Raw genomic sequence first — 23,335 nt, 5'->3', positions numbered from 1 at the left:
CGGGCCACGGACACAGCTCCTCACCGGAAATCAACCAAACTTGCCCCCGGTCCGCTTTGCGGCTATGGGGCTGCCTAATTTTCAGGCAAATGATGATGAAACTCGCTCCCATTGATGTCGGCCCGGTGCGGATCGACGTGCCGGTGATCCTGGCGCCGATGACCGGCGTCACCGATCTGCCGTTCCGCAAGATCGTCCGCCGCTACGGCTCGGGCCTCAATGTCACCGAGATGATCGCCAGCCAGGCGATGATCCGCGAGACGCGCCAGTCGCTGCAAAAGGCGGCGTGGGACGCGGTCGAGGAACCGATCTCGATGCAGCTCGCGGGCTGCTCGCCCCGTGAAATGGGCGAGGCGGCCAAGCTCAACGAGGACCGCGGCGCGGCGATCATCGACATCAATATGGGCTGTCCGGTGAAGAAGGTCGTCAACGGCGACGCGGGTTCGGCGCTGATGCGCGACCTGAAGCTTGCGGGCGACATCATCAAGGCGACGGTCGACGCGGTGTCGGTCCCGGTGACGCTCAAGATGCGCATGGGCTGGTGCCATGACAGCCTCAACGCGCCCGAACTCGCGCATATCGCCGAGGATCTGGGCGTGAAGCTGATCACGGTCCACGGCCGCACGCGCAACCAGATGTACAAGGGCTCGGCGGACTGGGCCTTCATCCGCAAGGTCAAGGACGCGGTTTCGTTGCCTGTCATCGCCAATGGCGATATCTGCTCGATCGAGGACGCGCTCGCCGCGCTCGACCAGTCGGGCGCCGACGGCGTGATGATCGGGCGCGGCGCCTATGGCCGCCCATGGTTGCTGGGGCAGGTGATGCACTATCTGCAGACCGGCCAGCGCCTTGCCGATCCATCGATCGAAGAACAATATCACATGATTACTGCGCATTACCGCGATATGCTCGAACATTATGGCGAGATGACCGGGGTCAACATGGCGCGCAAGCATATCGGCTGGTACACCAAGGGGCTCGGCGGTTCGGCAGAGTTCAGAAACCGTGTGAACCAACAGCCCGAAGCCGCTACAGTGCTGTCCATGCTCGAGGAATTCTATTCGCCATGGCTCTCCCGGGCAGCCGCCTGATCCGGCTATCCCGCAAACCGGCGAGCGGTGAAGAGGCGCCTTCGGCGTCCGAACTCATTGCAGCACTTCCCGTACCGACGCTGCTCATCAACCCCGAAGGCAAGGTGGCGGACGCCAATGCGGCCGCCGAATTGCTGCTCAACGTCAGCCGCACCGCGATCATCGGCAAGCTTCTCGACGCCCACGTCCACTTTCCCGAAAACATCGTTGCGCTTCATCAGGAACGCGCGGGCTCGCCGCTCAATGCGTTCGATGTCCACATTTCCAACGACCGCGGCATGAAACTGCTCGCCGACATCGCCTTCTCGCCCATTCCCGATCGAGCGGGATGGCGCATTCTCGCGATCCACGCAGGGGCGGCGGCGCATCCCATGGGACACCGGCGCGAGCAGGGCAGCGGCGCACGCGCCGCAATGGGCGCGGCCGCGATGCTGGCGCACGAGATCAAGAACCCGCTTTCGGGCATCAGTGGCGCCGCGCAACTGCTCGAGCGCAAGGTTGCGCCCGAAGCGCGCGAAATGACGCGACTGATACGCGCGGAGGTGGATCGCATCACGAGCCTGATCGACCGGATGGAGAGCTTCACCGATCCGCGTCCGCTCGAGCTTGTCGCCGAGAATATCTATCCGGTGCTCGACCATGCGCGCGCATTGGCGCGTCACGGCTTCGCCCAGAATATCGAGATCAAGGCGGTCTACGACCCCTCGCTGCCAATGGCGCTCGTCCACCGCGACGCGCTGGCACAGATCGTGCTCAACCTCCTGAAGAACGCAGCAGAGGCGTGCGAAGTGCGGCCAGATCCCGTGATCCATGTCGTGACGTCCTATCGTCATGGCGTCTCGGTTCCCGACAAGGACGGCAAGGGACGGCGTGCGCTTCCGATCGAACTCTGCATCGTCGATAACGGCCCGGGCCCCGCGCCCGAGGTGGCGGACCATCTTTTCGAGCCATTTGTCAGCACCAAACGCTCGGGCGGCGGGCTTGGCCTGGCGCTCGTCGACAAGCTGGTGCGCGACATGGGCGGCATCATCCAGTTTTCGCGCGAGGGGACGCCCGAGCGCACTGTCTTTCGCCTTCTCCTCCAACGTGCCGGAAAGGAAGCTCGATGAGCAGCGGCCGCATTCTTGTCGTCGACGACGACGCCGCGATCCGCACCGTGCTCGCCGAGGCGCTGCGTAGCGAGGGGCACACCATCGCACTGGCAGCAAGCATCGCCGAGATGGAGGGCAAGATTGGAAGCTTCGATCCCGAACTTCTGATCACCGATGTCATCCTCCCGGATGGCAATGGCCTCGATCAGATTTCCTCGGTGCTTCAGCGCCGCCCCGACCTTCCCGTGATCGTGCTTTCCGCGCAGAACACACTGGCGACCGCGGTGCGCGCGACCGAACAGGGTGCCTTCGAATATCTGCCCAAACCCTTCGACCTCGACGAACTGTGCCGCGCGGTTGGCGACGGTCTGCGCAGTCGTGCCAATCGCGGTGCCGCCGCGCCCGAAGCAATCAAGGAAGACCTGCCGCTCATCGGGCGTTCGCCTGCGATGCAGGATGTCTACCGCACGATCGCGCGCGTCGTCTCGAATGAGCTCACGGTGCTCGTCTTCGGCGAATCGGGGACGGGCAAGGAACTCGTCGCGCGCGCGATCCATGATCTCGGCCCACGAAGACAAAAACCCTTTGTTGCCATCAACATGGCAGCCATTCCTCGCGATCTGATCGAATCCGAACTGTTCGGCCACGAACGCGGCGCCTTCACCGGCGCGCAGGCACGCACCGCGGGCAAGTTCGAACTGGCGCAGGGCGGCACGCTGTTTCTCGACGAGATCGGCGACATGCCGATGGAGGCACAGACGCGGCTCCTGCGCGTGCTCCAGCAGGGCGAGTTCACCACCGTCGGCGGCGCACGGCCCATTCGCGCCGACGTCCGCATCATCGCGGCCACGCATAAGGACCTCCCGGCGCTGATCGCGGCCAATGGCTTTCGCGAAGATCTGTACTACCGGCTGAATGTCGTCCCTGTGACATTGCCGCCACTGCGCGAACGCGTTGGCGACATTCCCGAGCTCGCGCGCCACTTCCTCGACCGGGCGGCGCAGGAAGGACTGTCGAGGAAGCGACTCGGCGACGACGCGCTGGCGCGGCTGGCAACGCATGGCTGGCCCGGCAATGTCCGCGAGCTCGAAAACCTGATGCGCCGGCTGGCGGCGCTCAGCCGCGAAGAGCTGATCTCGGCGCGCCAGATCGATCAGGCGCTAATGGGCGGGCCGGGCGAGAGCGTGCCAATCCCCTTTATCGGCAAGGGGCTCGAAGACGCAGTCGAAGTGCATCTCTCAGGCTATTTCGCGAGCTTTGGCGACGATCTGCCGCCCGATGGTCTCTATGACCGCGTGCTGGCCGAGGTCGAGGCGCCGCTGCTGCGCCTGACGCTCGCTGCCGTGCGTGGTAATCAGTTGCGCGCCGCCGATCTGCTGGGGATCAATCGCAACACCTTACGCAAGAAGCTCACCGACCATGGCATCGATCCGTCGCGCGTTCGGAGAGGCACCGGCTGAAGCAAAAGGCCAGGCGATGGCCCGTGCCGCCCCAGCGCCGGAAATGATGCATTGGCGCGCAGACTGTGTTTGTCTTGCAACGCGAATGTTGTAAGAACGCAACGGTGAATGTGGGCTATCGTGACATTTCTGTGAAAGCCTCGCGGTGGCAGCGCGTGCTGCGCGTCGTTTCGCGCCGCAGCAACCTGATGCCCTGGATCGAGCTGGGCACACTCGCCATCGCCGTGGCGGTGGCGGTGTTCACCTATTTCGTGGTCGGTGCAGAGCCCGCTACCGAAAGGCTGCTTTCGCCGCTGCTGGTCGCGCTCCTGCTCGTGGCCAATCTCGTGCCCGGCGTGGCGCTGCTCGTGCTGCTCGGCCGACGCATCGCCAAGAAGCGCGCGGCACGGTCGCCGATGGGCGGCGGCGGACGCCTGCACGTACAGCTTGTCGCGATCTTCTCGATGATCGCCAGCGTGCCGATGCTGCTGGTCGTGATCTTCGCGTCGCTGCTGTTCCAGTACGGCGTCGAGTTCTGGTTCTCTGACCGCGCGCGCGGAATGCTCGAAAATGCCGCGATCGTCGCGCAGGAATTCAACAGCGAGTACCGCACACGCGTCGAGAACAACACGATCGCGATGGCATCGGACATCGTCAATTATCTCGACGAGGCCCCGATCGACACGCCGCTGTTCCAGCAGGGCTTCGCGGGACAGGTCTATCAGCGCGAGCTTTCCGAAGCCGCGATCATCGTGATCAAGCCGGGCGTGGGCGAACAGACGCTCGCAATGGTCGATCCCTATGACCGGGGCGAGGGATCGCGGATCAAGCCTGCGCTGCTTGAACGCCTGCGCAAGGGCGAGCCCAGCATCGTGAGCGATTCGGGAGACCGGATCGAAGCGGTGACCCGGCTTCCCGTCAACGAAGAGGCCTATCTGTGGACCGCGCGCGTCGTCGATCCGAAGATGCTCGCCCAGTCCGAACGCGCGCAGACCGTCTCGACCGACTACAAGCGCCTGCTCGAACGCTCGCGTGCGCTGCAGCTTCAGTTCAACATCGCGCTCCTCGTGATTTCGCTGCTGATCGTGGGCGCTGCGGTGTGGATCGCGCTTGCACTGGCCGATCGGCTCGTCCGGCCCGTGAGCGATCTGGTCGATGCCGCACAGCGCATCGCCGAGGGAGATCTTTCCGCGCGCGTGCCGCAACCCGTGCGTCAGGACGAGATCGGGCGGCTTGCCAATGCGTTCAACCGCATGACACAAACGATCGAAGAGCAGACAAGCGCGCTTGAAAGCCGCCATGCCTTCATCGAAACCGTGCTGTCAGGCGTGACGGCCGGCGTGATCTCGGTGGATCGCGATCGCAATATCCGTTTGATGAACAGCTCCGCCGCGGCGCTGCTCAAGTCCGCACCGGGCGAAGCGACGGGCGCAGCGATCGACGGTCTGGCGCCCGAGCTTGCGGAGCTGGTGGGGACGGGGGATCGCAACGAGATCGTCCAGCTCAACATCGGCGGCGATGCGCGGACGCTGGCGGTCAAGGTCGTGCGCGACGAGGCGGGACATGTCCTGACCTTCGACGATATCACCCAGCAGTTGCTCGACCAGCGCCGTGCGGCATGGTCCGACGTCGCGCGCCGCATCGCGCACGAGATCAAGAACCCGCTCACCCCGATCCAGCTTGCCGCCGAGCGCCTCCAGCGACGCTATGGCAAGAACGTCACTGACGAGCCCTCAACCTTCGAGCGGCTGACCGAGACGATTATCCGTCAGGTCGCCGACCTGCGGCGCATGGTCGACGAGTTCTCGTCCTTCGCGCGAATGCCGAAGCCCGTCTTCCGGCAGGAATCGCTGACGGATATCGCGCGCCAGGCGCTGTTCCTGCACGAAGTGGCGCATCCCGACATTGTCTTCGCGCTGGAGCAGGGCGATGCACCGCACCAGATCGTATGCGACCGTCGCCAACTCGGCCAAGCTCTTACAAACCTTGTTAAAAATGCCGTTGAAGCCATTGAACAGGTTGGTGAAAATGGCAAGATTCCTGAACGTGGCGGCCGCATCACTCTGTCGATCTGCCCCGATGAGACGGGCAAAAGGATCACGGTGTGCGTTGCCGATAACGGCATAGGGTTGCCACAGGATCGCGAACGGCTGGTCGAGCCCTATGTCACAACGCGCAGCCGCGGCACCGGCCTGGGCCTGGCGATCGTCAAGAAGATCGTCGAAGAACATTTCGGGACGATGCAGTTCGCCGACAATCCGGGCGGCGGCACCATCATCTGCATGACATTCGATCTCGATCTGCTGACGCGCTTCATGGGCGGGGAATGGGACCCCGCGCTGACCGATGGCGAGAAGACTCCAACGCAACTGACGCACAAGAGGACCAGCTAGACCATGGCGCTAGACATTCTGATAGTCGATGACGAGCAGGATATCCGCGACCTTGTCTCGGGTGTGCTGGAAGATGAAGGCTATGCCGCGCGCAGTGCGGGCGGGAGCGATTCCGCGCTCGAGGCGATCGCCGATCGGCGCCCCTCGCTGGTTCTGCTCGACGTCTGGCTGCAGGGCTCGCGGCTCGACGGGCTCGAACTGCTCGACGAAATCAAGCAGCGCGATCCGTCGCTCCCGGTGCTGATGATGTCGGGCCACGGCAATCTGGACACCGCAGTTGCCGCAATCCGGCGCGGCGCGGTCGATTTCATCGAAAAGCCCTTCGAGGCAGCGCAGCTCCTTCACCTCGTCTCGCGCGCCACCGAAACCGAACTGCTGCGACAGGAAAACGCCTCGCTGAAGGCGCAGATGGGGCGGGAAGAGGAACTGACGGGCAATTCGGCGTCGATCAACGCGGTGCGGGCCACGCTGAAGCGTGTGGCGGCAACCGGAAGCCGAGTACTGCTGACGGGTCCCGCCGGCGTCGGCAAAGAGGTCGCGGCGCGCCTGCTCCACAAATGGAGCAACCGTGCGACCGCGCCCTTCATCGTCGTGGGCGCCGCGATGATGAGCCCCGATCGTGTCGAGGAAGAGCTGTTCGGGGTAGAGGAGGGCGGCGAGCTCGTTCGTCCGGGGCTGCTCGAACAGGCGCATGGCGGGACCCTGTTCCTCGACGAGATCGCCGACATGCCGCTTACCACCCAGGCGAAGATCCTGCGCGTGCTGACCGACCAGAGTTTCACGCGCGTGGGTGGGCAGCGCATGGTCAAGGTCGAGCTGCGCGTCGTCTCGGTCACTTCGCGCGAACTTCCCGCCGAGATTGCGGCCGGACGATTCCGCGAGGACCTCTATTACCGTCTCAACGTCGTGCCCGTGCATTTGCCGCCACTCGCCGAACGGCGAGAGGATATTCCGGCGCTGATCGAGCATTTCGTTGCGCGCTACGCCAATGAGCGGCGCGTCCGCACGCCCGTCGTCGCGACCGACGCGATCGCGGCGCTGCAGGCCTATGACTGGCCGGGCAATGTCCGCCAGATTCGCAATGTCGTCGAACGCACCATCATCCTCGCACCCGGCGACCGGATCGGCCAGATCGACCTCGACATGCTGCCGCCGGAGGTGATGGGGAACCAGGGGGAATCGGGCGTAGGCAACGCCGCCTCGGCGATCATGGGGGCGCCGCTGCGCGAAGCACGCGAGACGTTCGAACGCGAATATCTGAGAATCCAGATCCGCCGTTTTTCGGGAAATATCTCGCGTACCGCGACCTTTATCGGGATGGAACGCTCGGCGCTGCACCGCAAGCTCAAGCTGCTCGGCATGGCCGACGCGAAACATGATGGTGAGGAATAATCCCCCATCGGTGGACGTGACGGCCCAAAACACCTAAATAGAACGCCCCCGGCCATGCCTGTGCTAACAGGCGAATGCGGACCACGATCCGCCAAGAAAAAAGGAATGGTAGCCAATGCCAGACAAAAACAGCGCGAAGACCAACAATCTTCAGGATATCTTCCTTAATACCCTGCGACGCTCGAAGACCCCCGTGACGATGTTCCTCGTAAAAGGCGTCAAGCTTCAGGGGATCATTACCTGGTTCGACAATTTCTCGGTGCTGCTTCGTCGCGATGGCCAGTCGCAGCTGGTCTACAAGCACGCGATTTCGACGGTGATGCCTGCGGGCGCGATCGACCTTTCCCCCATCGAGGCCGCGTTCAACGAGGGACGCGGAAAATCGAAGTCGCTTCAGGAAGTGTTCCTGAACGCCGTCCACAAATCGGGCGATCCCGTGACAATGTTCCTCGTCAACGGTGTCATGTTGCAGGGCGAGATCGTCGCATTCGATCTTTTCTGCATGCTCCTCCAGCGCGACGGGCTTTCGCAGCTCGTCTACAAGCACGCGATTTCGACCGTGCAGCCTGCCAATCCGCTCAACCTCGCCGAAGAGAGCGGAGACGACGCGGACTGAACCATGGCGGTCTTCCAGCGCGGTGAAGACGATGGCCTGGCGCGCGGCGCCCGGGCCATCGTCGCCTTGCCCGATACCGGCGGTTCCGGGCGGGACGCAGCCGCGCGCCTCGAGGAGGCGGCGGGGCTTGCCGAGGCGATCGGCATCGACGTCGTCGGGAAAGTGCAGTTCCGTCTGCGCCAGCCAAAACCGGCCACGCTGTTCGGCAGCGGTCAGGTCGAGCAACTCGCGGTTGCCGTCCAGCAGGACGAGGCTGAGCTCGTCATCGTCGATGCGGCGGTGACTCCCGTCCAGCAACGCAACCTCGAGGACAAGCTCAAGGCCAAGGTGATCGACCGTACCGGGCTGATCCTCGAAATCTTCGGCGAGCGCGCCGCGACCGCCGAAGGGCGCCTGCAGGTCGAACTGGCGCATCTCGATTATCAGGCGGGCAGGTTGGTCCGCAGCTGGACCCACCTCGAGCGCCAGCGCGGCGGCTTCGGCTTTCTCGGTGGTCCCGGCGAAACCCAGATCGAGGCCGACCGCCGGATGATCCGCGACCGCATGGCCAGGCTCCGCCGCGAGCTCGCCGAGGTCAGCCGCACGCGTGGGCTGCACCGCGACCGTCGCAAGCGCGCGCCCTGGCCGGTGATTGCACTGGTGGGGTACACAAACGCAGGAAAATCAACGCTTTTCAATCGCATGACGGGTGCTGACGTCATGGCGGAAGACCTGCTTTTCGCGACGCTCGACCCGACGATGCGCCAGATCCGGCTGCCGGGGATCGACAAGGCAATCCTGTCCGACACTGTGGGGTTCGTCTCCGACCTGCCCACGCAGCTCGTCGCCGCCTTTCGCGCGACGCTCGAGGAGGTGATTGCGGCGGACATCATCATCCACGTCCGCGACATCGCGCATCCCGACAGCGAAGAACAGAAGTCCGACGTCGAGCAGGTGCTTGCCGAGATCGGCATCGACATCACCGGCGCGGACGGTGTTCCCGTCATCGAGGCATGGAACAAGTTCGACCTTGTCGCTGGCGACGCGCGCGCGGAACTTCTCGGCGAAGCCGCGCGCCGCGAGGATGTCGCGATACTTTCCGCGCTCGGCGGGGAGGGGGTCGGAGATCTCCGCGCGACGGTCGCCGCGCAACTGACCCAGCGCAATCGCATCCGGACGGTGCGTGTGCCGCACGACGACGGTGCAGCGATCGCCTGGCTGCACGCCAATGGCGAGGTGATCGAGCGCGTCGAGGAGGGGGACCTGATCCGCTTCGAAGTGCGCATGTCCGACAGCGACTGGGGTCGCTACGAGGCGCGCCAATGAGCGCGGCGCCACAGCCGCGCCTTGCCGTGCTTCACTACGACACACCCGAATATGACATCGTCACGCCCGGGGATTTCGTCCTCTGCGCGATGACGGGTCAGCCCATCCCGCTGGAAGAGCTGACCTATTGGAGCGTCGAGGCGCAGGAAGCCTATATCAGTGCGGCCGAGGCGGTCGAGGCATGGCTCAGGCGGCATCCACGGGGCGCGTAAGCTCGCGCTTGGCGCGCGACCATAATTCTTCCTTCTCGTCGAGGGAGAGCGCGGCAAAAGCGTCGCCGGCAAAGCCTTCCATCGCACGAAAGCGCGCTTCGAACTTGCGGTTGGCGCGGCGCAGCGCGGCTTCGGGATCAACGCCGAGATGGCGCGCCCAGTTGACGCAGGCGAAGAGCAGGTCACCAAACTCGTTCTCCAGCGCATTCGGCGTTTGTTCCGCTTCTATTTCAGCGAGTTCCTCGTCGATCTTGACACGCGCTCCCGATGGGTCCGGCCAGTCGAATCCGGTCCTTGCCGCGCGCCGCTGAAGTTTTTCGGCGCGCATCAGCGCGGGCAAGCCCAGTGCGACATGCGCCATCGCGCTCTTGTCTTCCTTCTGGTCGCGCTCGGCCGCCTTGATCGCTTCCCAGTTGCCGCGCACCGCGAGGCCGGTGTCGGCATCAGAATTGCCGAAGACATGCGGGTGCCGGCGGATCATCTTGTCACAAATCGCCTGAACGACATCGCCGATGGAAAAATGCCCGGCTTCCTCGGCCATGCGCGAATGGAACACGACCTGGAGGAGCAGGTCACCGAGTTCGTCCTTGAGATCGGCCATGTCGCCGCGCGCGATCGCATCGGCGACCTCGTGCGCTTCCTCGATCGTATAGGGGGCAATCGTGCCGAAATCCTGCTGGACGTCCCAGGGGCAACCCGTTTCGGGGTCGCGCAATCGCGCCATGATTTCAACGAGGGGGGATATCATGAATGATGCTCGCTCCTGCATGAGTAAGTCCGATAATATACATTATGTTAATTGCAGATATGTTCGGGACTACCCTTATGGCCCCCGAGAGTGGCGCGCGCTACGTTCCCCCGCAGGGTTTGACGGGGGCATGTCACGCCAAACTCGCTCCCAGCTGGCAGAGCGCCGCCACGGAGAGCGCGACAAGCGAAGCACTCCAGATGTGGACATAGAATCGCGCGGATCCGAGCATGGTAGCGTATGCCGCCTTGGCAACCATGTTGCTGACCAAGGCCGCGCCGATCGCAATCGCGCCGATCCGCAGTTGTATCGAATCCATCATGCCCGCGACGGTTACTGTCGCCGCGTCGACATCCGCCAGTCCCGAGAGCGCTGAAACGGCTATCACCCCGGCATCGCCGAAGATCCGGCTCGCGGCCTGCGCCAGAAAGGCCACGGCGACGAGCAGAAGCGCCATCTGGATCACCGCGCCGAGTTCGAACGGATTTTTCGGTTCCTGTTCGGGGTGCTCGCGGGCGCCCCGACGCGCGAGCATTGCCGCATAGCCGACCATCATCGCGCCTCCGCTCAGCAACCCCGGCAGCAATTCGGTGGCCAATGCCGGTGCCAGCGTCGCCGCGAGGATCGCGGTGCGGAAAAAGGATATCGCGCCCGCGCCGATCGCGCCCGCTGAAAGCGCTGCGATTGCAGCATCGTCCGAACCCGATCGGCGCGCGTTGGTGATGGTTACCGCTGTCGACGAGACGAGGCCTCCCACGAGCCCAGCCACCAGTTCACCCCGCGAGGAGCCAAGCAGGCGGACGGCGAGATAGCCGCAGAACGAAATCGACGCGAGGATGATGACAAGCACGAGGATTCGTGCGGGTGAGATGCCGCCAAATGGTCCGAAATGCTCATCCGGAACGATCGGAAGCAGCACGAAGGTGAGCGCGAGCAGTATGATCGCTGAACGCAACTCGGCCCAGCGCAGTCGACGCATGAGGCGATGGAGAAATTCGCGGCTCGCCAGGATGACGAGCAGCACAACGCCCCCCGCCGATGCCAGCGACACGTCCCCGAGCACCGCCAGCGCTCCAAGCGCGAAAACGAGCATCGCCGCCACCACCGACGTAACGCTGTGGCTCCCCTCGGCGACGGATTCGCGATATTGAAAGAGCGTGAACGCGCCGGTGAATGTCACGAAAAAGGCCGCGAGGACAATGCCCGAAGGCGCCTGCGTCCCCGCAGCCAGATAATATTCGATCAAACCGGCCGCACCACCGAACAGGCCGATCAGCGTGAAGGTGCGAATCCCCGCAGTGCGTTGCCCCTCCCTCTCCTCGCGCTCGCGCCAATGGCGCTCGGTACCGACGACCGCGCCAATCGCGATCGCGAGCGCCATGCGCTGGAACAGTTCAAGCTCGTCCATGACGCCAGTATCTCCGGCGCGGGCAACCGACGTCAACCGTTGCGGGCAGGAAACGGAGTCTGGAGGCCCCTGCCCGCAATGCGCTTATTGCAGCGCGCCGTGGCAGTGCTTGTACTTGCGCCCTGAACCACAGGGACAAGGCGAGTTGCGGCTGACACGGCCTTCCCATGCCGCCGGGTCTTCGTCGGACATCGGAGCTGCACTCACCATCGCGGGCTGCATGGCTGGCAACCGGGTCGTAACCAGCCCCAGCGACGCGGCGTCGATATCGTCGGTATCGTCGCGGCCCGTGAGCATGCTGACATGCTCGGTAACGAAATCGGGCATTTCGGGAAGCGGCGGCGGCTCATCCTGCGCAAGGAAGCGCGCATGCGCGATCACCTTGGTCACGTCCTCGCGGATTGCCCCCAGCATCCGCTCGAACATGGCGAAGGCTTCCTGCTTATACTCGTTGATCGGCGTCTTCTGCGCATAGGCGCGCAGATGGATCACCGCACGGAGCGCATCGAGCGTCGCCAGATGGTCCTTCCAGTGATGATCGAGCGACTGGAGCAGGATGCTCTTTTCCACCTGCACCCAGCTATCGGCCGGAATGTCGGCGATCTTGGCTGCGACCTCGGCGTCCGCGATTTCCTGCAGGCGCTGTTCGATCATTTCCGGATCGACCGCTTCTTCTTTGGTCCAGGCGTCGATATCGGGGGCGATGTTGAGCACATCGGCAACGCGCTGTTTCAACCCTTCGATATCCCATTGCTCGGGATAGGTTTCGGGCGGGCACGCGTCCGCTACGAGGCCGTTGACCGTTTCGGCGCGCATGTCGGTGACGACGTCGTCGACCGTTTCGGCATCCATGATGTCGGCGCGCTGCTCGTAGATCACCTTGCGCTGGTCGTTCATGACGTCGTCATATTCGACGACCTGCTTGCGGATGTCGTAGTTGCGCGCCTCGACCTTCTTCTGCGCGGTCTCGATCGCCTTGGAGAGCCAGCGCGAACCGATCGCTTCGCCATCGGCGAGGTTGGAGTTCATCATCTTGGCGAACATCGTATCGGGGCCGAAGATGCGCAGCAGATCGTCGTCGAGCGACAGGTAAAAGCGCGAAAGGCCCGGATCGCCCTGACGGCCTGAACGGCCGCGCAGCTGGTTGTCGATGCGGCGGCTCTCGTGACGCTCGGTGCCGAGCACGAACAGCCCGCCCGCGGCGAGCACGCGCGCCTTTTCGTCCTCGATCTCGTGCCGGATGCGCTCGATCGCCGCCTCACGCTCGGGGCCTTCAGGCATTTCGCCCAGTTCGTCATTCACGCGGAATTCGAGGTTGCCGCCAAGCTGAATGTCGGTGCCGCGGCCCGCCATGTTGGTCGCGATCGTCACCGCGCCTTCGCGACCCGCTTGGGCCACGATATGCGCCTCCATCTCGTGATAGCGCGCATTGAGCACCTTGTGCTCGACGCCCTCCTTCTTGAGGAACTCCGAAAGCAGCTCGGACTTCTCGATAGAGACCGTGCCGACGAGCACCGGTTGTCCACCGTCCGCTTTTTCCTTGATCGCCTTGGCGATCGCGCCGAACTTGTCGATCGTGTTCTTGTAGAACTCGTCCTCCTCGTCGATGCGCTTGACGGGGACGTTGGTCGGGATCGAGACGACATTCATCTTGTAGATGTCGTAGAATTCGGCGGCCTCGGTCGCGGCGGTGCCCGTCATGCCCGAAAGCTTGGGATACATGCGGAAATAGTTCTGGAAGGTAATCGAGGCGAGCGTCTGGTTCTCGGGCTCGATCGTCACGCCTTCCTTGGCCTCGACCGCCTGGTGAAGCCCGTCGGACCAGCGGCGGCCGTCCATCATGCGGCCGGTGAACTCGTCGATGATGATCACCTTGCCATCCTTCACGATATAATCGGTATCGCGCTTGAAGATGACGTTGGCGCGCAGCGCCTGGTTCATGTGGTGGACGACCTGGGTGTTTTCATAGTCGTAGAGATTGCTGCCCTCGAGCAGCCCGGCCGACTCGAGCATGCGCTCGGCCTTTTCGGTGCCGTCCTCGGTCAGGATGATCGACTTCTGCTTCTCGTCGACCTCGTAATCCTGGGCGACAAGCTGCTTCACGACAATGTCGACGGCCTTGTAGAGTTCCGACTTGTCGTCGGTCGGGCCGGAGATGATCAGCGGGGTCCGCGCCTCGTCGATCAGGATCGAATCGACCTCGTCGACGATCGCATGCGCGAAGGGGCGCTGCACCATCTGGCCGCGCTCGTACTTCATGTTGTCGCGAAGATAGTCGAAGCCGAATTCGTTGTTGGTGCCGTAGGTGATGTCTGCAGCATAGGCGTCACGCCGCTGCTGATCGGTCAGGTTGGGAACGATCACGCCGACGGTGAGGCCGAGGAAGCGGTAGACCTGTCCCATCCAGTCGGCGTCGCGGCGCGCCAGATAGTCGTTGACCGTAACGACATGGACGCCAGTGGCCGGCAGCGCATTCAGATAGACCGCGAGCGTCGCGACCAGTGTCTTGCCCTCGCCCGTGCGCATCTCGGCGATCTCGCCGCGGTGGAGCACGATGCCACCGATCATCTGCACGTCGAAATGGCGCATACCGAGCACGCGCACCGCGGCCTCACGGACCGTGGCGAAGGCTTCTGGCAGGATCTGGTCGAGCGTTTCGCCATCTTCAAGCCGGGCGCGAAAGCGGACGGTCTGGGCCGCGAGTTCATCGTCGCTGAGCGCCTGCATCTGAGGTTCGAAGTCCGCGATCTCCGCCACGATCTTGTTGAGCGACTTGACGTAACGGTCGTTGGACGAACCGAAAATGGCCTTTGCAATGCCACCGAGCATGGGTTTTCCTGTCTTTTCGATCTGGGAGCGGGCGCGTCGACCAATGTCGGCGGGCCGCATGATTATAAGCGTTGCTATGGAACGGCGCGCCACGGCGCGACGCAGATAAGCGATCTATTCCAGCCTGCGCTCGTTTACGCGGCGGGGATCCTGCAGCACGGCGGCATAGTCAGCCTCGAAAGGCTGTGCATTTGCCCGCATTGCGCGCGGCTCGAACGGCAAGACCGCCACATGAAGCGCCGGCGCCACGGTCTCGACCGAAATATCGGCCACCACGCTCACGGCGAGTTCGGCTGCGCTTCTCTGGACCTGCGCAGGCTCTGCCTTGCGCTCGCCGGATATCACTCCGGTAAGGCCGGTCAGCAGCGCAGAGAGGAAAAGCAGCAGTTCCAAAGGTCGTTCCTGTGGCGTCGATGGCCTTCGACATAGTTACTGTGTTGCGCTTCGTCTAATCAAAACGCGGCATTTGCAACGCAGCGATGCAAATTGCCTGCTGCATGAGCTGCGATATTGCGATAACCGCGCGCCATGACAACCACCCGCTCCCCTCTTGCGCCCGAGCGCTTCCCCGATCTCCCGGCAATCCAGGGCGTGATCCCGCGCGTGGCGCGTGCGCGATACAAGACCTGGGACCGCTGCGACCTGACCTATGTCGAACTGGCGGCTGGCACCGCGGTTGCGGGCGTCACGACGCAGAGCAAATGCCCCTCGCCCGAGGTCGAATGGTGTCGCTCAGCAATGGGGCTGGGCGCGGCGCGGGCACTTGTCGTCAATGCCGGCAACAGCAACGCCTTTACCGGCAATCGCGGGCGCGCGGCTGTCGAGGCGATCGCGGCGCGCGTGGCGGGACATCTCGATTGCCAGCCGTCCGACGTCTTCATCGCCTCGACGGGGGTGATCGGCGTGCCGCTTCCGATCGACAAGGCCGAAGCCGGGCTTGATGCAGCATTCGATGCCGAACCCTGCGACTGGGAACAGGCCGCCGCCACGATCATGACGACCGACACCTTTCCCAAGGCCGTGCTCACGCGCGCGGTGATCGGCGACAAGACCGTCAATCTGGTCGGTATCGTCAAGGGATCGGGGATGATCGCGCCCGACATGGCAACGATGCTCGGCTTCATCTTCACCGATGCGGCGATCGATTCGGTCCTGTTGCAAAAGATGCTGTCCGCCGCAAACCGGACCAGCTTTTCGTGCATCACGGTCGACAGCGACACCTCGACGAGCGACACGGTGCTCGCCTTCGCGACGGGCAAGGCGGGCAACACGCCCCTCACCTCCCCCGACGATGCGGGCGCAGACGCGTTTCAGGCAGCGCTCAGCGACATGTGCCTCCAGCTCGCACACCTTGTCGTGCGCGATGGCGAGGGAGCGACGAAATTCATCGAGATCCAGGTCGAGGGAGCCGTCTCCGACGACAGCGCGCACCGGATCGCGCTGTCGGTGGCTAATTCCCCGCTGGTGAAGACCGCGATCGCGGGTGAGGACGCCAATTGGGGGCGCGTCGTCATGGCAGTAGGCAAGGCGGGAGAGCCCGCCGAGCGCGACCAGCTCGCCATCCGCTTCGGTGCAACGCAGGTCGCCCAGGGCGGGCTTGCGCTCGAAGGTTATGACGAGGCACCCGTCGCGGCGCATCTGAAGGGCAAGGAGATCGAGATTGGCGTCGATCTGGGGCTGGGATCAGGCCGCGCGACCGTTTGGACGTGCGACCTGACGCATGGCTATATCGCGATCAACGCCGATTACCGGAGCTGACCGGGCATTTACTCGGCCTTTGCGGCCCCGGGCTGCGGCGCTGTCGTTTTCGCGGTAAGGACCTGCGGCGCAGGCCCGCGCGCGATCGTCGCGGAGAGCGCGATCTGTTCGGCGCAGCGCGAAACGCAGAGCTTTTCGATGCGGGCAAGGTTTTCCTTGGCCTTCTCGACCGCGCCCTTGGCGACGAGGGCTTCGCCCTGTCCTGCGAGCGCATTGACGTCATTGGGCTCGATCTTCAAAGCCTCGCGGTAGAAGCGGATCGCCTTTCCGTTGAGTTCCTGCTTCTGCGCGACCTTGGCGAGCGCGACATAAGCGGCGCGATTGCGAGGATCGAGCACCAGCGCGCTCTCGATCGCGTCATTCGCGCCCTGATAGTCGCCCGTGGCGGCCAGCGCCTCGCCTTTCTGGACCAGCTCGATCGAGCGCTGATCGATTTCGGCATCGGGTTTCTGGCCATTAACCCCGCTGGAAAAACAGGCGAGGGTCAGCGCGAGCGCGCATGTCACAGGCGTATAACGCATAATCATCTCCAAGGCGGGAGAACGGGTGGGGGCTGTCACGGCCGCCTGATCCTCGCGACGAAAAATCCGTCGGTCTGATCCCTGGCCGGGGTGAGCAGTGTTCCGTCTCCCCATATACGCCCAACATGGGGCAAAGCTCTTTCGGGCGTCAAGGATGAATGCCGTTTGAGCAACGCCGCCACCTGATCCTTGCCTTCGCTGTCGAGCACCGAGCAGACGGCGTAGACCAGCACACCTCCCGGACGCAGAAGGGGCACTGCAAGGTCGATGATCCGCGCCTGAAGCGCATTGAGCGCGGTCAATCGCTCCGACGTTAACCGCCAGCGCGCCTCCGGGTTCCGTCGCCACGTACCGGTGCCCGAACACGGCGCATCGACGAGCACGATATCGGCCTGCCCCGCCAGATCCGCGAGCTTCTCCTGTTCGCGACCGCCGTCGAGCAGGCGAAGTTCGATCCCGGTCGCGCCAGCGCGCGCGGCGCGTGGCGGCAAGCGATCCAGTCGCGACTTCACCGTGTCGCACGCGATGAGGCGCCCTTCCCCGCCCATATCGGCAGCGAGCGCCAGCGTCTTGCCGCCCGCCCCGGCGCAGAGATCCACGATGGTCATCCCCGGCACGGCGCCGCAAACTTCGGCGATGAGCTGGCTGCCTTCGTCCTGAATCTCGATGCTGCCGTCCAGCCAGTGCGGGTGCGACTCGACTGCGAAACCTTCAGGAAGGCGGATTCCGTCGCGGCTGTGAGCCATTGCACTCGCCTCGGGGATTTCCGCCAGGACCGCCTCGCGCGTCGCCTTGAGGCGATTGACGCGCAGGTCGAGCGGCGCGCGTTCGAGAAGCGCAGTGGCTTCATTGTCGCCCAGCGCAGAGATTGAGGCGCCGAGCCATGAGGGCACCGGGTTCGCCGACGTCGCGGCCTCGTCGGCAGTGATCGGCGCTGGTCCGTGCGGGGCTCCGTCGAACAGCCCCACGAGTTCGGTATCGTCGCGCGCAAGCCCGATCATCGCGGCACGGCCCGAGGTCGGACGATCGCCGCTGCGACGGATCGCGGCATAGACATGATCGCGCACCGCGCGCCGGTCTTTCGACCCTGCATAGCGTCGGGTCTTGAAATAGCGCGCGATGATCGTGTCAGCCGCCGCGCCGCCCTCGCGCGCCGCGACGATGATCTCGTCGAGCAGCTCGATGGCGGCCTGGACCCGCGCCTGGGGTGTCATCGCGTGGCCTTAACGTGTCGGATAGTTGGGCGCCTCGCGCGTGATCGTGACATCGTGGACATGGCTTTCGCGAAGCCCCGCATTGGTGATGCGGACGAAGCGAGCGCGCTGCTTCAGCTCTTCGATCGTGCGCGCGCCGGTATAGCCCATCGCCGCCTTCACGCCGCCGACGAGCTGGTGAATCACATCCTTTGCGGGGCCCTTGTATGGCACCTGCCCCTCGATGCCTTCGGGCACGAGCTTGAGCTGGTCCTTGATGTCCTGCTGGAAATAGCGGTCGGCCGAACCGCGCGCCATCGCACCCACCGAGCCCATGCCGCGATAGGATTTATAGGCACGCCCCTGATAAAGGAAGGTTTCGCCCGGCGCCTCCTCGGTCCCCGCGAGCAGCGAGCCGACCATGACGGTGGCGGCACCCGCCGCGAGTGCCTTTGCGATATCGCCCGAAGTGCGCAGGCCGCCATCGGCGATCACGGGGACGCCCGATTTCGCTGCTTCCTCCGCCGATTCCATCACCGCGGTAAGCTGCGGTACACCGACGCCAGCGACGACGCGCGTGGTGCAGATCGAGCCGGGGCCGATGCCGACCTTGATACCGTCAGCGCCCGCGCCGATCAGCGCGCGCGTCGCCTCGGCGGTCGCGACATTTCCCGCGACGATCTGCACCGAGTTGGAGAGCTTCTTGATGCGCTCGACCGCAGCCGAGACCATCTTCGAATGGCCGTGCGCGGTATCGACGACGATCAGGTCGCATTCGGCGTCGATCAGTGCCTCGGTTCGCTCGAACCCCTTGTCGCCCACAGTGGTCGCAGCGGCGACGCGCAAACGGCCCGAACCGTCCTTGGTAGCATCGGGATAGTTCACGGCCTTTTCGATATCCTTGACGGTGATGAGGCCGACGCAGTGATAGGCGTCGTCGACCACGAGCAGCTTCTCGATCCGGCGCTGATGCAGGTGGCGCCGCGCCTCCTCCTGGCTGACACCGATCTTCACCGTAGCGAGATTTTCGTGGGTCATCAGCTCGGAGATCGGCTGCCCGGGATTTTCGGCGAAACGCACGTCGCGGTTGGTCAGGATGCCCACGAGCTTGCCGCCGGCCTCCACCACCGGAATGCCCGAGATCCTGTGCCGCGTCATCAGCGTCTGTGCCTCGGCGAGTGGGCGATCGGGCGCAATGGTGATCGGATTGACGACCATGCCCGATTCGAAGCGCTTCACCGCGCGCACGGCATCAGCCTGTTCCTCGACCGTCAGGTTACGGTGGAGCACCCCGATCCCGCCGAGCTGCGCCATTACGATGGCCATGTCCGCTTCGGTGACGGTGTCCATCGCCGACGACAGGATCGGGATGTTGAGCCCGATCTCGCGTGTCACGCGGGTGCGCGTATCGGCCTGACTGGGCAGGACTTCGGATTCGCCGGGGCGAAGCAGAACGTCGTCGAATGTGAGACCGAGGGCGATGTCCATGCGGTCTAGACTCCTTTGGCGGGGGGTTGGGCGGCTCTGTAAACAAGCTGCGCGGGGGATGAAAGTGGGTTCACCGGCTGTATTCTTTCGGATTGGCGAGCATGCGCGCGAGCACGACGTGAAAAGCCGCATCCTCGGCTGCGCCGCCAAGCTCGATCACGTCGGTCAGCTCGTCGCCGGGTGCGTGATAAGCCGTTGAAAGATAGGCATCGAGCCGCGCCTTGTCGCTGAAGGCGCTGACGAGCATCACGGCCGGAATGCCCTTTTCGCTGAAGACCGCGCCATCCTGCCGACCGAAATACTCATCCGCATCGCCGTCGCCGTCGATGGTGCGCCCCATGAGGGCGGCGGCCCGCGCGACCGGCGCGTCGAGTTTGCCGCCGCGCCCGATGACCGCGATCGGCGTGCCCCTTGGCGCAAGCGCCACCGTGTCGACATTGAGCACGGCTTGAATGGAATCGAGCGGGACGACGGGGCGTTCGACGAAGGCCCTCGCGCCGAGCAGCCCCTTTTCCTCGGCGGTCGTGGCAATGAAATAGATGTCGCGATCGAGCCGCGGGCCGAAACGCAGCTTGCGCGCGACTTCGATCATCAGCGCGATCCCGCTCGCGTTGTCGACCGCGCCGTTGCAGGTGCGATCCTTCTCGCCCTCTGTACGGCAAATGCCCAGATGGTCCCAATGGCCCGTGATGAGCACCGCGCCCTTGTCGGGCACTCGGCCCGCGATCTTGCCGATGACGTTGAAGCTTTCGTAGCGCCTGACATTCATGTCCACCGCAAGATCGCTCTGAATTGCGAGGGTCCGCCCCGCAAAGTCGGGCTTGCCGGCCGCATCCACGACGGCGGCGATCTCGATTCCGGCGGCGTGGAAGATCGCTGCCGCGGCATCAAGCGTCATGACGCCGTCGATGCCCGGTGTGGCAGCGGAAGCAAGTGTCGTCCCTCCACGACGATAGCCGCGGCGAAGCGACTCAAACGCCGATCCTCCACCGGCTATGCCGATCACGGCGACCGCTCCGCGCCTGAGCAACGCATTACGGCGATCCGCAAAATCGGACATCCCGGGCTGATCGGCGGGCGCGTCACGGAGCAGCAGCACGACCTTGCCCGCGGGATCGGGAAGCGCGTCATCGACGCCATAGCCCATGAAGATCACGGGCGCGGCCTTCACGCTCGAACGCGGCTGCCAACTGCGCAATGCGATGTCGTCTGGGTCAAGCGCGATCGCATTACCCTCGTGCCAAAAGGACGCAGATGCGTCGGCTACTGAGCGCTCTGTCAGTGCGACCGTCTGGAACCATGGCCTATCGGTGGCGGCGGACATCAGGCCGGCTTTGCTGAACTGTTCGGCGATATAGGCAATCGTTTTGGTCTGGCCTTCGGTGCCGGGTGCCCTGCCCTCATAGGCATCGCTGGCAAGTTCCGCGATATGCGCGCGCAGATTGGCTTCGGCGATGATATCCCCCGGAGGGGCGCCTGCGATCAGGAGCGGCAGCAGACCCGCGATCAACGATGACTTCATCGCAGGCCATTGGCAGCGAATTTCGACGCCCGCAACCCCCTCCCCAATTCTGCTTGGCGTGCGCGTGATCTCAAGGCAGTATCCGCAGCGTCATGTCCGGGGGGATTGAATGAGCCTGTTCTTCATCATTGTCGCGGTGCTTGCGATCGCCTTCGTCTTCGCGGGCGTTACCGTGGTGCGCCAGGGTTACATCTACACGATCGAGCGCTTCGGGCGCTTTACCCATACCGCCGCACCCGGCTTCAACCTGATCGTGCCCTTCGTCGATCGCGTCGGACGCAAGATCAACATGATGGAGCAGGTGCTGGATATCCCCGGCCAGGAAATCATCACCAAGGACAATGCGATGGTCGCGGTCGACGGCGTCGTGTTCTTCCAGGTGCTCGACCCGGCGAAGGCCGCCTATGAAGTCTACGAACTTTATGTCGCGATCCTGCAACTCACCACGACCAACCTGCGTACCGTGATGGGATCGATGGACCTCGACGAGACGCTGTCGAAGCGCGACGAGATCAACGCGCGGCTGCTCTCGGTGGTCGATCACGCGACGACGAGCTGGGGCGTCAAGATCACGCGCGTCGAGGTGAAGGATATCCGCCCGCCGGCCGATATCGTGAACGCCATGGGCCGCCAGATGAAGGCCGAGCGCGAGAAGCGCGCAGTGATCCTTGAGGCCGAGGGCAGCCGGGCGTCTGAAATCCTGCGCGCCGAAGGGCAAAAGCAGTCGCAGATCCTGGAGGCAGAGGGACGTCGCGAGGCAGCGTTCCGAGACGCAGAGGCGCGTGAACGCTCGGCAGAGGCAGAGGCCAAGGCGACGCAGATGGTGTCCGAAGCGATCGAAAAGGGCAGCGCGCAAGCGATCAACTATTTCGTCGCGCAGAAATATGTCGATGCGATCGGCCAGTTCGCGACTTCGCCCAACGCCAAAACGATCCTGTTCCCGGTGGAGGCGACGCAGCTCATCGGCACGCTCGGCGGAATCGGGGAACTGGCCAAGGAAGCGCTGGGCGGAAATGACGGCGGCACCCCGCCGCCCGCCCGTTCGCGTCGCCCCGGCCCCTTCGAACAGGCCTGACAGGAGGACGCGATGCTGGACGTGCTTCCGCTCGAAGCGCACTGGATCTGGATGATCCTGGCCGCGATCCTGGGCACGGCAGAGATCCTGCTGCCCGGCTTCTTCCTGATCTGGATCGGCCTTGCCGCGCTGCTGACCGGCGTGATCACGCTGCTCACGGGCATCGGCGAACCCGCACAGTTCGCGGTTTTCGCGACGCTGGCGATCGCCGCGGTCTATGCAGGGCGGCGCTGGTTCGCACTCAATCCGATCGAGACGAGCGATCCGTTGCTCAATGACCGCACGGCCCGGCTGATTGGTGAAATCGTCACCGTGGTTGAGGCCATCGACGGCGGCACCGGGCGCGTACGCGTCGCCGACGGCGTCTGGACCGCGATCGGCGCCGATGCTGCCGTCGGCACGAGGCTGCGCGTCACGGGCGCCGCCAATGGCCGGCTGACCGTGGAACCGCTGCCGTGATCATTCTGCGTCGCTGGACCGGCCGGATTCGAACCGCCGATCGCGATGCCTATGTCCATTACATCGAAGGCACCGGCGGCGCCGATTACCGCAACACGCACGGCAATCTGGGATTCCAGATGCTGATGCGCGACCTCGGCGACGGCACGAGCGAAGTCACGACGCTCAGCTGGTGGATATCGCTGGAGGCCATCAGGGGCTTTGCGGGCGAGGACATCAGCCGCGCACGCTATTACCCAGAGGACGACCGCTTTCTTCTCGAACGCCCTGAACATGTGGAGCATCATGAAGTCATGCTGGGGCGGATGATCGTCGGAGGCACGGCAGCGGACTGAGATCGGGCTCGACAAACCCTCTCCGCGCAGCGACCGAGAACAGCCTTTCGCGGCTGTAGAAGCGCAACGGCCAGTCGCGCGCGCCCTTCTCCGAGAGCAGCAGCGCATTGACCAGGTCGACGAGCGACGCCTCGACCGGATGCGCTTCGAGGTGCAGCCGAACGCCGCGCACGAAGCACTGCGTGATCGTCTCATGATAACCGTTATGATCGTCATTCACGCCGCCAACGCTTTCGTTGAAGCGTGCGATGATCACGGGCAGCGCGCTCTCGGCATGAATATCGGGGCGCTCGCGCACCAGCCAGGTGCAAGCCGCGAGATGCGCCTCGTGCGTCCATTCGGCGCGCGCCAGCGTGCAGGCCAACAGCCCCTCGCCGATATGGCGGATGGCGTCGTCGTTCTCGAACAGTCTTGGCGTGTATTCAGTCATTTCCGGGCTCTCATTTCTTTGCTGAGAGCC

The 23,335-nt window shown here is 64.2% G+C and carries 21 protein-coding genes; 12 read left to right on the top strand and 9 right to left on the bottom strand.

From position 1 onward, the window contains the following. Positions 1–92 precede the first annotated feature (92 nt). From dusB to MKI88_RS08070, 8 genes are all read left to right on the top strand, one after another. Complete coding sequence (gene dusB / locus MKI88_RS08105) at positions 93–1,091, top strand: tRNA dihydrouridine synthase DusB (RefSeq protein ID WP_407073319.1); 999 nt, start codon at positions 93–95, stop codon at positions 1,089–1,091. Then, entirely contained in the window at positions 1,067–2,200 is a 1,134-nt protein-coding gene (locus MKI88_RS08100) for a nitrogen regulation protein NR(II) (RefSeq protein WP_241630626.1), read from the top strand. The genes dusB and MKI88_RS08100 overlap by 25 nt, the downstream gene beginning before the upstream one ends. Then, positions 2,197–3,642: a nitrogen regulation protein NR(I) gene (gene ntrC / locus MKI88_RS08095; protein WP_241630624.1), complete on the top strand. Its 1,446-nt coding sequence runs from the start codon at positions 2,197–2,199 to the stop codon at positions 3,640–3,642. The genes MKI88_RS08100 and ntrC overlap by 4 nt, the downstream gene beginning before the upstream one ends. A gap of 188 nt (positions 3,643–3,830) precedes the next feature. Continuing rightward, the gene (locus tag MKI88_RS08090) at positions 3,831–6,014 is read left to right on the top strand and encodes an ATP-binding protein (RefSeq protein ID WP_407073318.1); all 2,184 of its coding nucleotides are present in this window, start codon (positions 3,831–3,833) and stop codon (positions 6,012–6,014) included. Positions 6,015–6,017: 3 nt separating this feature from the next. Then, positions 6,018–7,406 (top strand): sigma-54 dependent transcriptional regulator, encoded by a 1,389-nt coding sequence (locus MKI88_RS08085; protein ID WP_241630621.1) that lies wholly within the window; start codon positions 6,018–6,020, stop codon positions 7,404–7,406. Between the two features lie 115 nt (positions 7,407–7,521). After that, positions 7,522–8,022: an RNA chaperone Hfq gene (gene hfq, locus MKI88_RS08080; RefSeq protein ID WP_241630618.1), complete on the top strand. Its 501-nt coding sequence runs from the start codon at positions 7,522–7,524 to the stop codon at positions 8,020–8,022. 3 nt (positions 8,023–8,025) lie between these two features. Further along, positions 8,026–9,327, top strand: a complete 1,302-nt coding sequence (hflX, locus tag MKI88_RS08075; RefSeq protein ID WP_241630615.1) for a GTPase HflX — start codon at positions 8,026–8,028, stop codon at positions 9,325–9,327. Further along, positions 9,324–9,539: a DUF2093 domain-containing protein gene (locus MKI88_RS08070; RefSeq protein ID WP_241630613.1), complete on the top strand. Its 216-nt coding sequence runs from the start codon at positions 9,324–9,326 to the stop codon at positions 9,537–9,539. The genes hflX and MKI88_RS08070 overlap by 4 nt, the downstream gene beginning before the upstream one ends. On the opposite strand, the gene mazG is transcribed toward MKI88_RS08070, so the two are convergent. The 4 genes from mazG to MKI88_RS08050 all read right to left on the bottom strand — a co-directional run bounded on the left by mazG (position 9,514) and on the right by MKI88_RS08050 (position 14,917). Beyond that, entirely contained in the window at positions 9,514–10,287 is a 774-nt protein-coding gene (mazG, locus tag MKI88_RS08065) for a nucleoside triphosphate pyrophosphohydrolase (RefSeq protein ID WP_241630611.1), read from the bottom strand. The genes MKI88_RS08070 and mazG overlap by 26 nt on opposite strands. 133 nt (positions 10,288–10,420) lie before the next feature. Beyond that, complete coding sequence (locus MKI88_RS08060; RefSeq protein WP_241630608.1) at positions 10,421–11,695, bottom strand: DUF4010 domain-containing protein; 1,275 nt, start codon at positions 11,693–11,695, stop codon at positions 10,421–10,423. 84 nt (positions 11,696–11,779) lie between these two features. After that, on the bottom strand, positions 11,780–14,524 hold the full coding sequence (gene secA / locus MKI88_RS08055; protein ID WP_241630606.1) for a preprotein translocase subunit SecA: 2,745 nt from the start codon (positions 14,522–14,524) through the stop codon (positions 11,780–11,782). Positions 14,525–14,638: 114 nt separating this feature from the next. Next, positions 14,639–14,917 (bottom strand): hypothetical protein, encoded by a 279-nt coding sequence (locus MKI88_RS08050; RefSeq protein WP_241630605.1) that lies wholly within the window; start codon positions 14,915–14,917, stop codon positions 14,639–14,641. A gap of 135 nt (positions 14,918–15,052) precedes the next feature. On the opposite strand from MKI88_RS08050, the gene argJ reads away from it, so the two are divergent. Further along, complete coding sequence (gene argJ / locus MKI88_RS08045) at positions 15,053–16,282, top strand: bifunctional glutamate N-acetyltransferase/amino-acid acetyltransferase ArgJ (protein ID WP_241630603.1); 1,230 nt, start codon at positions 15,053–15,055, stop codon at positions 16,280–16,282. Between the two features lie 8 nt (positions 16,283–16,290). On the opposite strand, the gene MKI88_RS08040 is transcribed toward argJ, so the two are convergent. From MKI88_RS08040 to MKI88_RS08025, 4 genes are all read right to left on the bottom strand, one after another. After that, positions 16,291–16,803 (bottom strand): hypothetical protein, encoded by a 513-nt coding sequence (locus MKI88_RS08040; RefSeq protein ID WP_241630601.1) that lies wholly within the window; start codon positions 16,801–16,803, stop codon positions 16,291–16,293. A 35-nt stretch (positions 16,804–16,838) separates the two neighbouring features. Beyond that, a complete protein-coding gene (locus MKI88_RS08035; RefSeq protein WP_241630598.1) occupies positions 16,839–18,017 on the bottom strand; it encodes an RsmB/NOP family class I SAM-dependent RNA methyltransferase in 1,179 nt (392 codons plus the stop codon). 9 nt (positions 18,018–18,026) lie between these two features. Further along, positions 18,027–19,484 carry an IMP dehydrogenase gene (guaB, locus tag MKI88_RS08030; protein WP_241630595.1) on the bottom strand — a complete coding sequence of 486 codons (1,458 nt, stop codon included), beginning with the start codon at positions 19,482–19,484 and terminating at the stop codon, positions 18,027–18,029. 70 nt (positions 19,485–19,554) lie between these two features. Next, entirely contained in the window at positions 19,555–21,006 is a 1,452-nt protein-coding gene (locus MKI88_RS08025; protein WP_241630594.1) for a M20/M25/M40 family metallo-hydrolase, read from the bottom strand. A 109-nt stretch (positions 21,007–21,115) separates the two neighbouring features. On the opposite strand from MKI88_RS08025, the gene MKI88_RS08020 reads away from it, so the two are divergent. The 3 genes from MKI88_RS08020 to MKI88_RS08010 are packed head-to-tail and all read left to right on the top strand — an operon-like array spanning position 21,116 to position 22,875. After that, on the top strand, positions 21,116–22,081 hold the full coding sequence (locus MKI88_RS08020) for an SPFH domain-containing protein (protein WP_241630592.1): 966 nt from the start codon (positions 21,116–21,118) through the stop codon (positions 22,079–22,081). Between the two features lie 12 nt (positions 22,082–22,093). Then, positions 22,094–22,540: an NfeD family protein gene (locus MKI88_RS08015; RefSeq protein ID WP_241630590.1), complete on the top strand. Its 447-nt coding sequence runs from the start codon at positions 22,094–22,096 to the stop codon at positions 22,538–22,540. Beyond that, a complete protein-coding gene (locus tag MKI88_RS08010; protein WP_241630587.1) occupies positions 22,537–22,875 on the top strand; it encodes a hypothetical protein in 339 nt (112 codons plus the stop codon). The genes MKI88_RS08015 and MKI88_RS08010 overlap by 4 nt, the downstream gene beginning before the upstream one ends. On the opposite strand, the gene MKI88_RS08005 is transcribed toward MKI88_RS08010, so the two are convergent. Continuing rightward, positions 22,832–23,305 carry a hypothetical protein gene (locus tag MKI88_RS08005; protein WP_241630586.1) on the bottom strand — a complete coding sequence of 158 codons (474 nt, stop codon included), beginning with the start codon at positions 23,303–23,305 and terminating at the stop codon, positions 22,832–22,834. The genes MKI88_RS08010 and MKI88_RS08005 overlap by 44 nt on opposite strands. Between the last annotated feature and the right edge of the window lie 30 nt (positions 23,306–23,335).

This window comes from Sphingomonas sp. LaA6.9, from assembly GCF_022601895.1.
Taxonomy (GTDB): Bacteria; Pseudomonadota; Alphaproteobacteria; order Sphingomonadales; family Sphingomonadaceae; genus Sphingobium_A.
Note: the sequence above shows the minus strand (reverse complement) of the source record. Positions and strands in the feature narration are given on the sequence as shown.

Coding starts and splice junctions, on each gene's coding strand:
- dusB (WP_407073319.1), top strand. CDS start 93: ATGATGAAACTCGCTCCCATTGATGTCGGCCCGGTGCGGATCGACGTG.
- MKI88_RS08100 (WP_241630626.1), top strand. CDS start 1,067: ATGGCTCTCCCGGGCAGCCGCCTGATCCGGCTATCCCGCAAACCGGCG.
- ntrC (WP_241630624.1), top strand. CDS start 2,197: ATGAGCAGCGGCCGCATTCTTGTCGTCGACGACGACGCCGCGATCCGC.
- MKI88_RS08090 (WP_407073318.1), top strand. CDS start 3,831: ATGCCCTGGATCGAGCTGGGCACACTCGCCATCGCCGTGGCGGTGGCG.
- MKI88_RS08085 (WP_241630621.1), top strand. CDS start 6,018: ATGGCGCTAGACATTCTGATAGTCGATGACGAGCAGGATATCCGCGAC.
- hfq (WP_241630618.1), top strand. CDS start 7,522: ATGCCAGACAAAAACAGCGCGAAGACCAACAATCTTCAGGATATCTTC.
- hflX (WP_241630615.1), top strand. CDS start 8,026: ATGGCGGTCTTCCAGCGCGGTGAAGACGATGGCCTGGCGCGCGGCGCC.
- MKI88_RS08070 (WP_241630613.1), top strand. CDS start 9,324: ATGAGCGCGGCGCCACAGCCGCGCCTTGCCGTGCTTCACTACGACACA.
- mazG (WP_241630611.1), bottom strand. CDS start 10,287: ATGATATCCCCCCTCGTTGAAATCATGGCGCGATTGCGCGACCCCGAA.
- MKI88_RS08060 (WP_241630608.1), bottom strand. CDS start 11,695: ATGGACGAGCTTGAACTGTTCCAGCGCATGGCGCTCGCGATCGCGATT.
- secA (WP_241630606.1), bottom strand. CDS start 14,524: ATGCTCGGTGGCATTGCAAAGGCCATTTTCGGTTCGTCCAACGACCGT.
- argJ (WP_241630603.1), top strand. CDS start 15,053: ATGACAACCACCCGCTCCCCTCTTGCGCCCGAGCGCTTCCCCGATCTC.
- MKI88_RS08040 (WP_241630601.1), bottom strand. CDS start 16,803: ATGCGTTATACGCCTGTGACATGCGCGCTCGCGCTGACCCTCGCCTGT.
- MKI88_RS08035 (WP_241630598.1), bottom strand. CDS start 18,017: ATGACACCCCAGGCGCGGGTCCAGGCCGCCATCGAGCTGCTCGACGAG.
- guaB (WP_241630595.1), bottom strand. CDS start 19,484: ATGGACATCGCCCTCGGTCTCACATTCGACGACGTTCTGCTTCGCCCC.
- MKI88_RS08025 (WP_241630594.1), bottom strand. CDS start 21,006: ATGAAGTCATCGTTGATCGCGGGTCTGCTGCCGCTCCTGATCGCAGGC.
- MKI88_RS08020 (WP_241630592.1), top strand. CDS start 21,116: ATGAGCCTGTTCTTCATCATTGTCGCGGTGCTTGCGATCGCCTTCGTC.
- MKI88_RS08015 (WP_241630590.1), top strand. CDS start 22,094: ATGCTGGACGTGCTTCCGCTCGAAGCGCACTGGATCTGGATGATCCTG.
- MKI88_RS08005 (WP_241630586.1), bottom strand. CDS start 23,305: ATGACTGAATACACGCCAAGACTGTTCGAGAACGACGACGCCATCCGC.